At 62.4% G+C, this 15925-nt stretch carries 7 protein-coding genes; all 7 read left to right on the top strand.

The features are described from left to right. Window positions 1–85 precede the first annotated feature (85 nt). The 7 genes from EOD43_RS03545 (at window position 86) to EOD43_RS03515 (ending at window position 15916) form a co-directional block, all read left to right on the top strand. Window positions 86–805 (top strand): SHOCT domain-containing protein, encoded by a 720-nt coding sequence (locus EOD43_RS03545; RefSeq protein ID WP_127741145.1) that lies wholly within the window; start codon window positions 86–88, stop codon window positions 803–805. Continuing rightward, window positions 798–1724, top strand: a complete 927-nt coding sequence (locus EOD43_RS03540) for an SHOCT domain-containing protein (protein WP_127741143.1) — start codon at window positions 798–800, stop codon at window positions 1722–1724. The genes EOD43_RS03545 and EOD43_RS03540 overlap by 8 nt, the downstream gene beginning before the upstream one ends. A gap of 241 nt (window positions 1725–1965) precedes the next feature. Continuing rightward, the gene (locus EOD43_RS03535; protein ID WP_127744605.1) at window positions 1966–3075 is read left to right on the top strand and encodes a metallophosphoesterase family protein; all 1110 of its coding nucleotides are present in this window, start codon (window positions 1966–1968) and stop codon (window positions 3073–3075) included. Further along, the gene (locus tag EOD43_RS03530) at window positions 3072–5705 is read left to right on the top strand and encodes an AAA family ATPase (protein ID WP_127741141.1); all 2634 of its coding nucleotides are present in this window, start codon (window positions 3072–3074) and stop codon (window positions 5703–5705) included. The genes EOD43_RS03535 and EOD43_RS03530 overlap by 4 nt, the downstream gene beginning before the upstream one ends. Before the next feature lie 121 nt (window positions 5706–5826). After that, complete coding sequence (locus EOD43_RS03525) at window positions 5827–7947, top strand: ATP-dependent nuclease (protein WP_127741139.1); 2121 nt, start codon at window positions 5827–5829, stop codon at window positions 7945–7947. Beyond that, window positions 7944–9659 carry a UvrD-helicase domain-containing protein gene (locus tag EOD43_RS03520; RefSeq protein WP_127741137.1) on the top strand — a complete coding sequence of 572 codons (1716 nt, stop codon included), beginning with the start codon at window positions 7944–7946 and terminating at the stop codon, window positions 9657–9659. The genes EOD43_RS03525 and EOD43_RS03520 overlap by 4 nt, the downstream gene beginning before the upstream one ends. A gap of 362 nt (window positions 9660–10021) precedes the next feature. Then, window positions 10022–15916: a DUF3320 domain-containing protein gene (locus tag EOD43_RS03515; RefSeq protein ID WP_164857072.1), complete on the top strand. Its 5895-nt coding sequence runs from the start codon at window positions 10022–10024 to the stop codon at window positions 15914–15916. Window positions 15917–15925 lie beyond the last annotated feature (9 nt).

Below are 15925 nucleotides of genomic sequence, written 5' to 3'. Positions count from 1 at the left end.
GTAAAGGCGCATGCGCGCTGAGCAGTGCCAGTGTTCTCAACATCCGGCTTTGGCCGTTGCCCCTGATGGACATAGGGGGCAACCGATGACCGACCGGATCGAGGCGCTGGAGCGCCTTGCGCGGCTCAAGACCGAAGGCGTGCTGACCGACGCCGAGTTCGAGCAGCAGAAGCAATTCCTGCTGGGCCAGGGCGCACCGAGCGCATCAAGCATCGAACCAGAACCTGAGCCTATGGGGGCATGGGCGACGAGTTGGCATCAGACGCGGGGGATGCGGCGTGTCTTTCGTTGGTTCTGGGGGATCCAGTTGCTCGCGATCGTGCTGATCGGAGCCTATTTCCTATTGCGCGTTTTGATCTCCGAGCCGCGGCCTACAGCGGATGCAGCCGAGACGAATGCCGCCGCGCCAGCCGAGGATAATGCAGCCGCGCCGGAAGCGGATGCAGAGGCGACGGAAACCACACCCGTTGTCGGTGAAGCCGAACCCTATGCCAGCACCGAAATCACGATCTTGGATGCCACCTTGGCCAATCCGTGGACCTTCGATGGGGAAACCACCGACGCGAACAACAGTAGCGACGTCTGCCCACGCAGTGCGGTGACCTTGGTCAACCGTTCGTCAGAAGCCTTGAAGCTGCATCTGTCCGAGCAGGAGACGGCTCATGACGTCGCAGACCTCCCCAATCTCGAGCCGGGCATGAAGGTCACCTTCAAGGTCGGCAAGGTCGGGGGCTATGTCATGAGCCGCGAGAACCTCACCGTCCTCTATTTGCTCAACGTCGTAAACTGTCCGCCCAATGACTGACGTTACCGAGCGCCTCGAGCGGCTGGCACGGCTGCGAACCGCCGGCATGATCACGCAGGCTGAGTTCGAGCAGGAGAAGCGCACACTGCTCGATGCGGCGAATCCCACCTACACTACGATCAACACCAGCGGTACAATCTCCGCCACCGCCACCACAAACGACGCCGAGGCCCAGCCGCAGCATTCGTTGCTCGTCCGGAGTTTTGCACTCCTTGGGCTCATCGCGCTGTGCATCCTGATGTTCGCGGCAATCGGTTGGTTACAGGAGGCCAAAGAGGCCGATGAGCAGCAGGAACAGGCCAACGGCGTGGGGGCGCAGGCAGCTGTGCAACAATGGGTCGACGAGACTGCCAACGGGATCGAGCAGGCTGTGGCTCAGTTAGAGCAAATGGGCGACGACGTTGCGCATCTTCAGCCGACCGGTTGGACGATCGGCGCCAAGCGCGACCCCATGACGGATCTGCAAGTGGCCACCGCCACCACCCGCATCGCCGCCGCCCCCTTCATGGTCGAAGTGGCGATCACCTGCACCGGTGATCAGGGCTTGGTCTACGACTTCGTCACCTTCAACGAGATTGGCCAGCCGGAAAACTTCCGACGCAGGATCACCGACAAGGGCGACCAGCAAACATCCTTCTCCGTACGCGTCGACCGAGCGCCGGCGTTCAACATGATCGACAGCGATATGCGCAACAGCAATGTGGCCCAATTGATCTCGCTGACGCTGTACGAACAACTCTACTTCGCCGAGACTGCAGCACGGGGCAAGCATTTGGCCGTGCAGCTTCCGCTCGAAAATGGCGACGCGGTTGTGCAGATCGATCAGAACAGTCCGCCCATTCGTCGGATGCTCGACAATTGCTTGAAAGGGCTTGCCATACGGCGCGCATGGGTGAAGGCGCACACTACGACGTCTTGAGACCAAATATCGGAGGTCCGCGAGTAAATCCTGGTGGATATATCGATCGCAGTCCTCACCTGTATAAGACCGCTATGGGGCCGGTTGCTGAAGGGCTGCTTGCAGAGAACGGACCGTACAAAGCTGCCGTTTGTGAATCACCGGCGGTCGGGTTGCTATACTCTCGCAGATTACGAAAGAGCTGCGCCTGATGAAAGCAGGTGGGGTGTCGGTCTGCGACGGGGGACGCTATAACAGCGACATGAAATTCCTGCACTCCGCTGACTGGCAGCTCGGCAAACCTTTCGGCCGCTTCGATCCCGATGTTCGGGGGGCGCTGACGGAAGCCCGCTTCGACGCCATCGACGCGCTTGGGAGAGCCGCGGCCGAACATGGCGCGCAGCACGTTATTGTCGCTGGCGACATATTCGACACCGAAGGCCCGGAAGATCGCACCATCGTGCAGGCGATCTCGCGCATGGACCGACACGCTTGCAGCTGGTGGCTACTGCCCGGGAACCACGACTTCGCGCGGAATGGTGGCCTGTGGGATCGCGTTCGGCAACGCGCCGGCGACAAGATCGCTATCCTCTCGGAACCCGAACCCCGCGAGCTCGAAGAGCAGATCTGGTTGCTGCCCGCACCGCTAATCCACCGGCACAACCTGGAGGATCCGACAACGCTCTTTGAGGCGATGGAGACGCCGGGCGCCCGGCTGCGCATCGGCATCGCACACGGCTCGATCCGTGATTTCGGATCGAGCGGAGAGACGAAAAACCAGATCGCGCCGGACCGTGCCCGGCTGTCAAACCTCGACTATCTCGCGCTCGGCGACTGGCATGGGACCCTCAAGGTTGATGCGCGGACGTGGTATTCCGGAACTCCGGAAACCGACCGCTTCCAGCGCGATGAACCAGGCGGCGCGCTCGTTGTCGAAGTCCACCCCGACATCGCGCCCACCGTGACGCCGATCCGAACGGGCCGCTTTCAATGGCTCAACCGCGATTGGACGGTCAACGATAAGGCTGCCTTCGATGCTGAGTGCGACGAGCTCCTTGCCAAAGTCGACGCGCCGAACACGCTTCTGCAGCTAAGCCTGGCGGGCATAACCAGCCTTGGCGACCGGGTCGCGATGCTCGCGCGGCTGGAGAACGATCTCGGTCATCGCCTGCGGCATCTGGCCGTTCGCCCGGATGACCTGGTCGGACGCCCCCGTGAAGAAGACCTGGCTGCACTGTCCGTGGAAGGGATGCTTGGGACCGCCGCGACAAAGCTCAACGCAAAGATCGACGCTGGCGGCCCGGACGGCGTCATCGCGAAGCGCGCGCTCGAACGATTGTTCGTCGAGTATAGCCGAGAGGAGCAGGCATGAGCCTCGTCATCCGGCAAATCGCGATCGATGGCTTTCGGAAATTCCGAACGCCCTTTTTGATCGAGAATCTATCGGGCGGATTGAACATCGTCATCGAACCGAACGAAACCGGGAAATCGACGCTGCTCGAGGCGCTGCGCGCCGCCTTCTTCGTCCGCCATAACACCCGCAATCAGCTCGCCCAGTCCTTCGCGCCCTACGGCGAGGCAGTTGGTCCCGAGATTAAGGTGAGCTTCGACGTCGACGGCTCTCCCTGGTCGCTCACGAAGCGCTTCCTCAGGAGCCCGTCGCTTGAGATTTCAGGTCCTCTGGGTCGTGCCCAAGGCGATGACGCGGAAGCTCGGCTCAACACGCTGTTCGGCTCGGTCCGTGACACCAGTCGCGGGGGCGACGTTTCGACATATGGGGCGTTGGGGTTGCTTTGGGTCGCGCAAACCGAGGCGCTCGCCGTCGCGGGTCCGGGGCAGATCGTTCGCGACACGATCGCGTCCACGCTCGAAGCCGAGGTCGGTTCGATCATGGGCGGAGACGCCTATCGGCGCGTGCGCCAACGGATCGACGCACAATATGAGCTTTATTGGTCGCCGACCGGCCAGAGGCGCGGCCGGCAGAACGACGCGCGGGAACGGGCTGACGCTGCGATCGCGGCCGCACGAGAGGCGAGTGAACGCCGTGCCGCTTTGGAGAGGAGCTTTTCCGACCTCGATGCCGCGCGCGGGCGGCTCAAAATCATCCAACGGGAGATTGCGGACGAGACCGATGGGCAAACGCGCAAGGAGCTTGTCGATTCTCGTGAGATCGCCCGCGCGGCCGCGCAAATCCTATCGACGCGAAAGGCCGAGCAGGAGGCGGCCGTTGCGAAACTGAAGGGACTGGAAGATCTGAAATCTCGCCACGCGGCGGCGACGATATCGCGCGATAGCGCCACGACCGCGGTGGAAACAGCACGCGTAAAACGTGCCGAGCTCCGCGAGGCGCTTGCGAATGGCAAAACCAAGGTCGCTACGGCACGCGAGAACCTCGAAGCGGCGCGCGGCGAGCGTCATGACACCCGAGCGGCGCTTGCAGCGGGCGAACAGGCTATTCGCCTCAGCCGTCGCCAGATGGCGATCGCCGCGGCGCGCCGTCGCCATGATGAGCTGCTGAAGCTTGAGCATTTGCATGGCGAGACAAAGGCGCGCGCCGCAACCGCCATTCCGGCCAAGGCGATCGAAGCGCTCGAAGCGAACGATCGTGCGGTGAACCAGGCTCAAGCCGTCGTGGAAGCGGGCGCGACCCGACTGACGCTGTCCGGCGCCATCCAGGGGGTAACTATCGACGGCGAGCCGATGCCCGTTGGCGAGCGCACCATCAGTCGCCCGGCCAGCATAAAGATCGGAGGGACCCTCTTGATCGTCAGCCCGCCGGCCGCGGCTGCGAGCGCTGAGGAGACCCTCGCTGCGGCAATCCTCAAACGGAAGTCTGCGCTCGACGAGCTTCACGTAGCCGACCTTGCCACTGCTCGATCTCGCAACGAGGCGGCTCGCGATGCTGCCGCTGAACTTCGCACACTTGCTGCACGGGTCGAAGCGGCCACACCTGCCGACGATACGCTGCAGATCGCAGCCGGCGCTGATGCGTTGAAACTGTTTGTCGCAGAGCTCAAGCCCGAGGAACCCGAGGCGGACGCGGCGCTCCCCGATATGAGCGCGCTGACCGCTGCAGTCGAGGCGGCCGACACGAAGCTCGCGCGGGCCGAGGGGACACAGGACAGCGCGATCGCGGCGCTACGACGTGCTGAAGAAGCTGACGCACCGCTCGCTTTGGCCGAAGCGGGGGCGGTGAGCGACCTAGCCAACGCGGCCGCCCTACTCAAAGAGATTGAGGCTCGTCCGGAATGGGCGACTCTGGATGTCGATCTCGAGCGAGCGCGAGAAACGGCAGCGCAAGCGGCCGTTCGCCTAGTAGAGGCCGAGCGGAACGCATCGGCGCATGATGTCGGCGCGATCAATCGCAAGATCGAGGTCATCGACGCCCGCGTCCGGGTTGCCGCTGATACGCGCACGAGACTGGAAACCGAGATCGCCCGGCTTGAGGGCACGATCGAGAGCGAAGGCGGCCTCGGCCTGGCCGATCGCGCTGCGGCGGCTCAAGAGGAAGTCGAAGCGGCGAATTCCGCGCTCCAGCGGGTCACGGAGGAAGCAGACACGCTGAAGCTGCTCCGTGACACACTGGAAAGCGCAAGAAACGAGACTGCCGCCAAGTTCGTCGGTCCGGTCGCGAAGCGCGCGAAGCGGTACATCTCGCAACTGCTGCCGGACTGCGATCTTACCTTTGCCGAGGATCTATCGCTCGCGAGCGTCAGCCGCACTGGCGTCGACGAAAGCTGCTCCAATCTCTCCCGTGGCACGCAGGAGCAGCTCGCCGTGCTCACTCGCATAGCCTTCGCTGACCTGCTGCTTGAACAAGGAAAGCCCGTGTCGCTGATCCTGGACGATCCGCTGGTTTATTCCGACGATGGTCGGCTCGATACGATGATCGAGATCCTGACAGAGGCAGCGACGCGGATGCAGATCATCCTGCTGACGTGCCGTGATCGCGCCTTTCGCCACGTGCCCGGAAACAGGATCGTCCTCCGTGCCGCCGCTTAAGCAATACCTGCCGCCGGGCGGGTCCGCTTGCTACCGGCAATACCGGAGCCACAGCTAGCTCAAATCCACTCGCCGTAAGCCCGTTTTGGTCAGACCAACATCCGAAGCCGAGATTGAACCCATGCTTATTGAGAAGATCCAGGTACAGGGATTTCGGCTCTTGGAAGACGTCGAGTTCCTGCTAGAACCGACCGCGACGGTCATCGTCGGCCGGAACAACAGCGGCAAAACCTCACTCACTGAAATCTTTGATCGTCTCGCGGGGGAGCACGGGCCCAAGTTCAGGCTGGAGGATTTCTCGGCCGGTACCCGAGGTAAGTTTCTCGAAGCAAAGGCGAAGCGCGAAGCCGGCGGCAACCCAGAGGATGTTCTCGCTCTCCTTCCGGCGATCGCAGTCACACTGACGTTCAAATATGATTCCTCGGTCGGTGAGCTCGGCCCTCTCGCACCTTTCGTGATCGACCTTGATCCTAGCTGCTCCACCGCCATCGCACGGATCGAGTATGGCGCTTCGTCCGCGTCGCTCGCGACCTTGTTCGATGTTCAAGAGCCAGAGGCCGGCAGCGACGCTGTCGCGCATTTTTACCGTCAACTTCGTGACACCTTACCTAGAGCGTATCGCATAAGCGTCACGGCGATAGACCCCACGGACCCGGCCAATTTCCGCGTACTCGACGGCACCGGCTCTCTGTCCGCCCTCGTTCAGTGCGGTTTCGTGCGCGCGCAGCGAACACTCGACAGCAGCAAGCCGACCGATACCGCAGTGATAGGGCGGCTCCTAGGAACGCTATTCCAGACTGCGAGCTCGATGACTGCCGCGGAGAGCGACCAAGCCCTGGCGGCCGCGCTGAAGACCTCTGTGAGTCAGATCGAACAGACGATTCAGAACGACTTCGACACGATGGTGAAGGACCTGCTGCCAGCTTTGAGCGCGTTCGGCTTCCCAGGTCTCAACGACGCTGAGCTCAGGCCTGAAACGTCGCTCAACGTCGAGACGCTTCTCTCGGACCACACGAAGATCTTCTACACCGGCCAGCACGGTGTCCATCTTCCCGAGGGTTATAACGGCCTCGGCACCCGCAACCTGATCTACATGCTGTTGCAACTCGAGACCTTCCATAAGGCGTATCGCGCTCGCTCGATCCGGCCCGGTACCCATCTCGTCTTCATAGAAGAGCCGGAGGCGCACCTGCATCCCCAGATGCAAGAGGTGCTGATCGCACAGTTGAACGCCGCCGTCGCGGCACTGTCTGCCAAATATGTCGGCGAGCCGGTCTGGCAGGTTCAGTTCATTATCTCGACACACTCGCCGCACGTCGCAAACGCGGCCTCATTCGAAGCGGTGCGCTATTTTCTGAGTTCGAGCCAGGATGCGGCGGGGGCGCGGCGGACCAAGGTCAAGGATTTCCGCAAAGGCAGCGCCGCTATCCCGCAGGAGGATCGCGAATTCCTTCATCAGTATATGACCCTGACCCAGTGCGATCTGTATTTTGCGGACAAGGCGATCCTGGTCGAAGGGACCACCGAGCGCATCCTGATGCCCCGCATCGTGCGGCTTGTGGACGAAGAGCTCGCGCCCGAACGGAAGCTTGGCCGCCAATATATCACGACGATCGAGGTCGGCGGCGCCTACGCGCACATCTTCTACCCACTCCTCGACTTCCTGGAATTGAAGAGCCTGATCATCACCGACATCGATGCGGTTCGCATCGACAAGAGCAAGGATAAGCCGCGCGCCGTCAAATGTCCTTGCGCCGAAGGCGAGCACAGCTCGAACGCCGCGATCCGAAACTGGTTCTCGGTCCCCAAGGGCCAGCAGATCAGTATCGAGGCGCTCTGCGCCAAGACGCCGGAAGAGAAGCTCTCCCGCTATCGCTCAATCGCTTACCAGGTCCCGGAAGACGGCTCGAGCTGGTGCGGGCGGAGCTATGAGGATGCGCTGATCCTCGCAAATCCTGAGCGGTTTGGCCTGCCTGAGGAAGGCGATCGCGGATTGCTCGCTTGGGAAATGGCACAAGACCTCAGCAAATCGGAGACCGCCCTGCGGTTCGCCATTCAGGAAGCGGATTGGGCCGTTCCCAAATACATCAAGCAAGGCCTGACCTGGCTATCCGAGCCGCCCCCGCCTCCGGAAACTCCGCCACCGCTTGCTGGCGTCGGCGCGGGCGCGCTGCCGATCGCGGCAGGCTCGGACTTTAGTCCGGCTGCGCCCGAAAGCTCCGCGCCGCAGTACGATCTATGACGAACCCTGCGGTCGAAGCTGCCAAGGAGGCGCAGAAACGGGTAGACGCGTGCCTAGACGAAGGCCGCAACTTCCGGCTGGAAGCCGGTGCTGGCGCCGGTAAGACCTATTCGCTCGTCGAGGCGCTCAAGAAGCTCATCAACGAGCGCGGCCGCGACCTGCAGCGAGCAGGCCAGAAAGTCGCGTGCATAACTTACACCGAGGTGGCGCGGGAGGAGATCGCGCAAGAGATCGAGCAGCACCCCGCGATCCTGGTCGAGACCATCCATGCTTTCTGCTGGGGGTTCATGTCCAGGTTCCAGAAGGATTTGCGGGCGCTCGTCGCTGGGATGGAGGACAAACAGGACAAGATTGCGGAAGCAGGCGGGATCGCTGACCAGATCGTGGAGTATCAGCTGGGCTTTTTCGGCATCGACGAGAAGCACATTACGCTCCATCACGACGACGTCCCTCGGTTCATGGCGCAACTTCTTGGAAAGCCGAAATTTCGGTCCCTTTTCGCCGCGACATATCCCGTTATCTTCGTGGACGAGTATCAGGACACCGACCCTCACTTCATGGCGGCGCTGGCAGAGCATTTTCTAGCCACCGGCACCGGTCCCAGGATCGGCTTCTTCGGCGATCACTGGCAGACAATCTATCGAAGCGACTATGGTCTGGCGGAATATCCCTCCCTTGAACCGATCGACAAGGCTTCGAACTTTCGATCGGTGCCCGCGGTGGTGAACGTGCTGAACGCGTTGCGACCGGAGCTGAAGCAGGCCGTCAAGGATCCCGACGCTAAAGGCGAGGCGCGGTTCTTTCATGCCAATTCCTACACCGGTGAGCGGACCAGCAGCTCGTCTTCCAAGAACGACACGCCGCCGGAGGTCAGCCGGGATTTTATGGCGAAGCTGACGGAAAGGCTGAAGGAGGACGGGTGGGATCTGTCATCCGAGAAGACGAAGATCCTCATGCTGACGCATAACGCGATTGCCGCTGAGCGCGGCTATCCCACGATCGCCAAGGCTTATCGTTACAATGACTCCTTCGCGAAGAAGGAGGATCCGTTGATCGCGTTCCTTGTCGACACCGTAGAGCCGATGTGTCGCGCCTTCACCGAGAAGCGCTTCGGCGACATGTTCAGAATCCTTGGGTCACGGCCAGAGCTCAGCGCGCACGAAGACAAGGTCGCGTGGGCGACTGACATGGCCGCGTTAGCGGACGCGCGCGGCAACGGAAGCATAGGCGACGTCGTCGACCTCCTGAAGGAAACAGGTCGACCTCGGCTACCGGACCGGATTGTTAGGCGCGAGCAGGAGCTTGCGGCGGCCGAAAACGGTGCGGAGTTGCCGCGCTCGCTTCAGGAGCATGGCCTCGTCCGAGAGGCGCCGTACCAGGAGCTGGTGCGGCTCGCCGAATTTATCGAGGGCCAAACGCCGTTTGCGACACAGCACAGCGTTAAGGGCGCGGAGTTCGACAACGTCATCGTCGTGCTTGGCGGCGGGTGGAACCATTATAACTGGCCACAGCTGCTTGAGCTGCTGACGACGGGCGCCATCACCGCGAAGAACGAGAAGGGGTATTATCGGGCGCGGAACCTCTTTTACGTGGCGGTTTCCAGGCCGAAGAAAAAGCTGGCTGTCTTAGCGACCCAGACTTTGTTGCCGACGGCGCTGCAATCGGTAGAGAAGCTATTCGGGTCTGGGAATGTCATAGCTCTCACCGCCTAGCCAGACAAGCGAGCCTCCCGACGGCATTGACCCTCCCGGTCCTGCAGCGCTCACCCCACGAGGCAAGGGACCGGTCCCAGCGAAAGAGGCCTTATCAATTTCCGGGCAGTCGATATTAGGCCTGCCAAGCAGCCAGGGTGCGGCCCTCGGCTTCTGCCACAACCCTCTCATGAGCCCAGCTGGCCGAATGGCTGCTTTCGGCATTTACGGTAGCGCCGGCGAACGGCGACTATGAGGGCGTTAGAAGCCTAGCATTAGCTATCAGCTTCATACCGAGACGTGATCTCACCGTTCCGGATGCTATCAAATATTGAACGACAAAGACCGTTGAGTCATCTCTTGCCTCAAGAGGGGCTTTTAACATGACTTGGCAAATCAATTGCGCGATCGCTGCAAAGATCGGCTTTGCTACCCATCAGAACGCTATTCCCGTCATTCGCGAGCTGAGCGTGATCGCCCTCGTCGGCAGCGGGGCACACGATCTGACCCTGTCGTTGGTCGCGGATCCGCCCTTCGTGCAGAGCAAGAGCTGGCGGATGGATGCGTTGCTACCTGGCGACGAGGTGCACGTTGCTGATCGCGACGTCGCGCTGAATGCGACCCTGCTGCACGAGCTGACCGAGAGTATGGTCGGATCGCTGACTCTCAACTTGACCGATGCGTCCGGCGGCATCCTCGCCGAGCATCTGCACCCGGTGGAGCTCTTGGCTCACAACCAGTGGGGTGGCATCGGTTCGATGGCCGAATTGCTGCCGGCCTTCGTGATGCCGAACGATCCGGCGGTGGATCGGGTGCTGAAAGGCGCGTCGGACGTTCTGCGCCGGGCGGGCAAGCCAGATGCGATCGATGGCTATGGATCGGGCCAGCGGGAGCGCGTGTGGGAACTCGTGTCCGCGATCTGGTCGGCTGTTGCGGGGCTGCGCATCACTTATGCGCTGCCGCCGGCAAGCTTCGAGCGGACAGGGCAGAAGGTCCGCACCCCGTCGCAGATCCTCGACGGTCGGTTGGCGACATGTCTCGACACCACATTGCTGTTCTCAGCCGCGTTGGAACAGGCCAACCTCAATCCGCTGCTGATCCTGACCGAAGGTCATGCCTTTATCGGCGTTTGGCTCCAGCCGGTCGAGTTCGCCACGCTGGTGACCGATGAGGCGGCGGCGCTGCGCCGTCGGTTTGATCTGGACGATCTGGTCGTGTTCGAAACGACTTTGGCGACGCAGAGTTCGCCGGCGGGGTTCGGGCAGGCAATGGCGACCGCACGGCGGCAAATCGCCGAAGAGGCCGATGCGCAGTTCGAGATGGCGATCGACGTCCGCCGCGCCCGTATGCAGAAGATCCGACCGCTCGGCGTTGCCGCGACCGGGCGCACCGCCGGTCCTGACATGCCCGAGGTCGCCGAGGGGCTGGAGGCGGCTCCGGCGCTGCCGGCTTTTGATGTCGAGGTGGTGGAAGACGTGCCAACAGCAGCGGGGCGGATCCTGCAGTGGCAGCGCAAACTGTTAAACCTGACGACCAGCAACAGTCTGCTCAATCTGCGGGACGGCAAGACCGTCATCAGGCTGCTGTGCCCCGATCCTGGCGCGCTGGAAGACCTGCTCGCCGGCGGTCGCAAGGTGCGGATCGTACCAATGCCCGATCTCGATGTCGGCGGGCGCGACGAGAAACTCTACCAGCAGCAGACCCAGACAAGCCTGCGCGAAGAGGTGGCGGTGCAGGCGATGAACCGGGGCGAGGCGCTGTCGCTGCTGCCCAAGGACAAGCTCGATGCGTCGCTGATCGAACTGTACCGCAAGGCGCGTACCGATCTGGAGGAAGGGGGAGCCAACACGCTCTATCTCGCGCTGGGCTTTCTCAAATGGAAGAAGTCCGCGTCGGAGGAGAAGACGTATCGCGCGCCTCTGATCCTGTTGCCGGTACGGCTGGAGCGCAAGAGTGCGCTGTCCGGTGTGACGATGATCGCGCATGAGGACGAGCCGCGCTTCAACCTGACCCTGCTCGAACTGCTGCGACAGGATTTCGAACTGACCATTCCTGGTTTGGACGGTGAATTGCCGCAGGATCATAGCGGGGTCGACGTCGCTGGGGTGTGGCGCACGGTGCGCACCGCCGTTCGCGATATTGTGGGTTTCGAGGTGGTGCCCGAAGTTGCGCTGGGCACCTTCTCCTTTGCAAAATATCTGATGTGGAAGGATTTGGTCGACCGCGCCGACCGGCTAAAGGAAAGCCCGCTGGTACGGCACTTGATCGATCGGGATGGATCAGTGCAGGTCGATAAGGGCGGTTTCCCCCGCGCCGAGGAAATGGACACCCGGATCGATCCTGCCAGCCTGTTCACGCCGCTGCCGGCGGACAGTTCGCAGCTGGCAGCGGTTGTCGCCTCTGCGGAGCAGCGTGACTTTGTGCTCGACGGTCCGCCGGGAACGGGCAAGTCGCAGACGATCGCGAACATGATTGCGCATAATCTCGCACTCGGGCGGCGCGTACTGTTCGTGGCGGAGAAGCGCGCGGCGCTGGAGGTCGTGCAGCGGCGATTGGCCGACAAGGGCCTCGCACCTTTCTGTCTCGAACTTCATTCGGCCAAGGCGACCAAGACTGCAGTCCTCAAACAACTCGATAGCGCCTGGACGGCGCGTGACACGCTGACCCAGGAGGAATGGGATCGCGAGGCTAACGAGACACATCGTCTGCGTGATGAATTGAACGATGTGGTGGCGTTGCTCCATCGCCGCGACGCCAATGGCTGGACAATCCATAATGCGATCGGACGCACCGTGCGCGATGCCGACGAAGCGACCCCACAGTTCACTTTTCCGGCCGCCACCTGCCATTCGGCCGATCATATGGCGCAATTTCGAGACATCGCCCGGCGGATGGGAATTGCGCGCAAGACGGTTGCCGATCTGCCCGCTGAGCTGGACGGGATCGCGCGGACCGACTGGTCGAACGGGTGGCAGGAGGCAATCGTCGCCAGCGCGGGCGAAGTCCCCGATGCGATCGACGCCGTGGTAGACGCGCGTGAGGCGGTCGCAACCGCGGGTAGGCTCCCGCTACCCGGACAGGATCGCACACAGCTGGGAGCGTTGCTTGGCTTCGTTGATCTGTGCCTGTCGATGCATGGCCATGATCTGCGCTTTGCCTTCGCTCCCGATATGACCGATCGGGTGATGGCCGTGCGTGACGCGCTGGCATTGATCGCGCGCTATAGGCTGGAAGAAGCCACGTTAAGCGCACCTTATGCGCCCGAAGCCGCGCGCCGTCTTGATATCGAGGCGATGCGCGCGGATTGGAAAGTCGCGTCGGGCAAGTTCTGGTTCCTGGCCACTCTGGCGCAGCGCAAGGTGGCGCGGGCGCTTATGCAGGCGGGTGGTGCATCGGCTATGGTCGACCCGCAAGCCGATCTGCCTCGGCTTGCGGCGATGCGCGATCTGCTGGCGCAGATTGACGGGCTGGCGAACCAGGCATCGGGGTTGCCGGGATGGGCCGGGCTTGCAAGCGATGGCGACCGGATCGAACAGGCGATCGGACGCGCCGACCGATTGCGCGCGGCGATTGCGGCCGAAGCGGATGGCCCCGACATGCTGGTGACGCTGCGTGGTGCGACCGCGACGCTTGTGGTCGACGCCAATGAGATGCTGGCAAACGATGGTGCGGTGGCGGGCGCTATCGAACGGCTGCGGCGTGCGCTCGACCGTTTCGACGCAGTGATTGGTCGTTTCGAGACGCTGTCTGGCGCGAAACTGGGAAGCGATTTTGCCGAACTCCGTCTGCGCGCCAGCGCGGTGGTGGCGCATGGCCGTCGACTTCGGGATTGGGCGCATTGGCGCGGTGTACGTGACGAGGCGATGCAGGCACATCTTGCCCCGCTGGTTGCGGCGCTCGAGCGCGGGGCGATTGCTCCCGAAGCATCGTTGCCCGTGTTCGAGACCGCTTATGCCCGCTGGTTCGCCTTCACCCGGATCGACCAGGAGCCGATGCTGACCCACTTCATGGTGGGCGAGCAGGAGGATCGGATCGCGCGCTTCCGCGCGCTCGACGACCGAATGGGCCTGTTGTCTTCGCGTTATGTCCGCGCGCGGCTGTGCGGGTTGATCCCGGACAAGAATGCGGTCGGCAAAAAAGACGGTTACGGCACGCTCAAGCACCAGCTTCAGTTGCAGCGCCCGAGCATGCCGATCCGCAAGCTCGCGGCGGAAATGGGCGATGCATTCACCCGACTTGCGCCGTGTATGTTGATGAGCCCACTGTCGATCGCGCAATATCTTCCCCCCGATCAGGCGTTATTCGATCTCGTCATCTTCGACGAAGCGTCACAGATCACGCCATGGGACGCGATTGGGGCGATGGCGCGCGGCAAACAGGTCGTCATCGCCGGCGATCCGCGACAGATGCCGCCTAGCAACGATTTCGGGCGCGGATCAGGCACTGCCACGATCGACGACGATACCGTGCCCGACATGGAGAGCATCCTCGACGAATGCCTTGCTGCCGGTGTGCCGCAGCACAGCCTCGACTGGCATTATCGCAGCCGGCACGAAAGCCTGATCACCTTTTCCAACACGCGCTATTACGACAGCAAGCTCGTCACCTTCCCGCCCCCAGAAACCCGTCCTAGTGCTGTCACCTGGCAACGTGTTCCGGGCGTCTATACCAGCGGAATCAAGACCAACCCGATCGAGGCGCAAGCGATCGTCGACGGAGCCGTGCGGCGGCTGCGCGATCCGGGCTTCGTGGATGAAAAGGGCAATCCGCTGACGCTCGGCATTATCACGATGAATGCCGAGCAGATGAAGCTGGTCGAGGATCTGCTTGACAAGGCGCAGCGTGCGCATCCTGAAATCGTGCCGCATTTCGATCAGGAGAACCGGACCGAGCCGGTTTGCGTGCGCAACCTAGAAACGGTGCAGGGCGACGAACGCGACGTCATCCTGCTCGGCGTGAATTTCGGGCCGACCGAACCCGGCGGCAAGACAATGTCGATGTCCTTTGGCAAGCTGAACAATTCGGGCGGTTGGCGGCGCCTAAACGTCGCGGCGACACGGGCACGTCGCGAGATGAGGATCTTCACCTCGTTCGAACCGGGCATGATCGATCTTACCCGCACGGCATCCGAAGGCGTGCGCGACCTCAAGGCGTTCATCGAATTTGCTGAACGCGGGCCGCGCGCGCTCGCCGAAGCGAACAAGGGTTCGTTGGGCGGTGCGGATTCGCCGTTCGAAGAGGCCGTCGCGGCGGCACTTCGTCGTCGCGGCTGGACGATCGTGCCACAGGTCGGCGTGTCGAAGTTCCGCATCGACCTGGGCGTCGTACATCCGGATCGGCCGGGCGACTATCTGGTCGGCGTCGAATGCGATGGCGCCTCTTATCACAGCGCGGCGACCGCGCGGGATCGCGACAAGGTGCGTGCCGCGATCCTCGAAGGGCTCGGCTGGACCCTGCTTCGCATCTGGTCGACCGACTGGTGGATCGACAAGGAGCGAGCGACCGATCGGCTGCACGAGCAGATTGAGGCCCTGTTAGCGGCGGATCGCGCGGCCGTCGCCGATCGTGAAGCTGCGATGGAAGACGCTGCTGCGTTGGGATCGCCGGCGCCTGATGTCGATCCGATCGCCCCGCCCGTTGTCGAACAAAACTGGCCCGTGCCGGAGGCTGAGGCCGTCGCCGACACGATTGATATCGTGCGCCACGAACCGCCGTCACGCGCTTTCGCTTATGCGCGTTTCGTCGAATCCGAGCAGGCAGCATCTCCAACATCCGGAGAGAGAGACCTCTACCGTGCCACCGATTTTGCAGCGCTAGCGCCGATGATCGATCCAGACAGTTTTTACGAACCGTCCTACGACGCGGTACTGATCTCGCTCGTCCGGCATGTGTTGGTATCGGAGGCGCCGATCGCGGAGACGTTGATGGTGCAGCGGATCGCGCGGGCGCATGGGTTTCAACGCGCAGGCCGGATCATCCGGGATCGCGTGATGACGATCGTCGACAAGTTACATTTCGTTGAGCAGGAAGAGCGCGGTGACCGGTTCATCTGGACCGATGTAGACGCGCGGAATCTCTGGGATCGGGTGCGCATTCCCGCGAGCGCAGAGGACGTCAGACAGATCGAGGATATCGCTCTTGCCGAACTGCGCGCCGCTCGCACGGGTGGCGATGCCGTGGAACTCTCTCGCAATCTTGGTGTGCGGCGGCTGTCAAGCAGCGCAAGGGCGCGGATCGAATTAGCTTGGAAAAGCGAACTGCCTGAAGGCGAGGGATGATCAAGGAAA

This window comes from Sphingomonas crocodyli, assembly GCF_004005865.1.
In the GTDB taxonomy this organism is placed as follows: domain Bacteria; phylum Pseudomonadota; class Alphaproteobacteria; order Sphingomonadales; family Sphingomonadaceae; genus Rhizorhabdus; species Rhizorhabdus crocodyli.
This window is presented reverse-complemented; position numbering and strand designations above follow the sequence as displayed.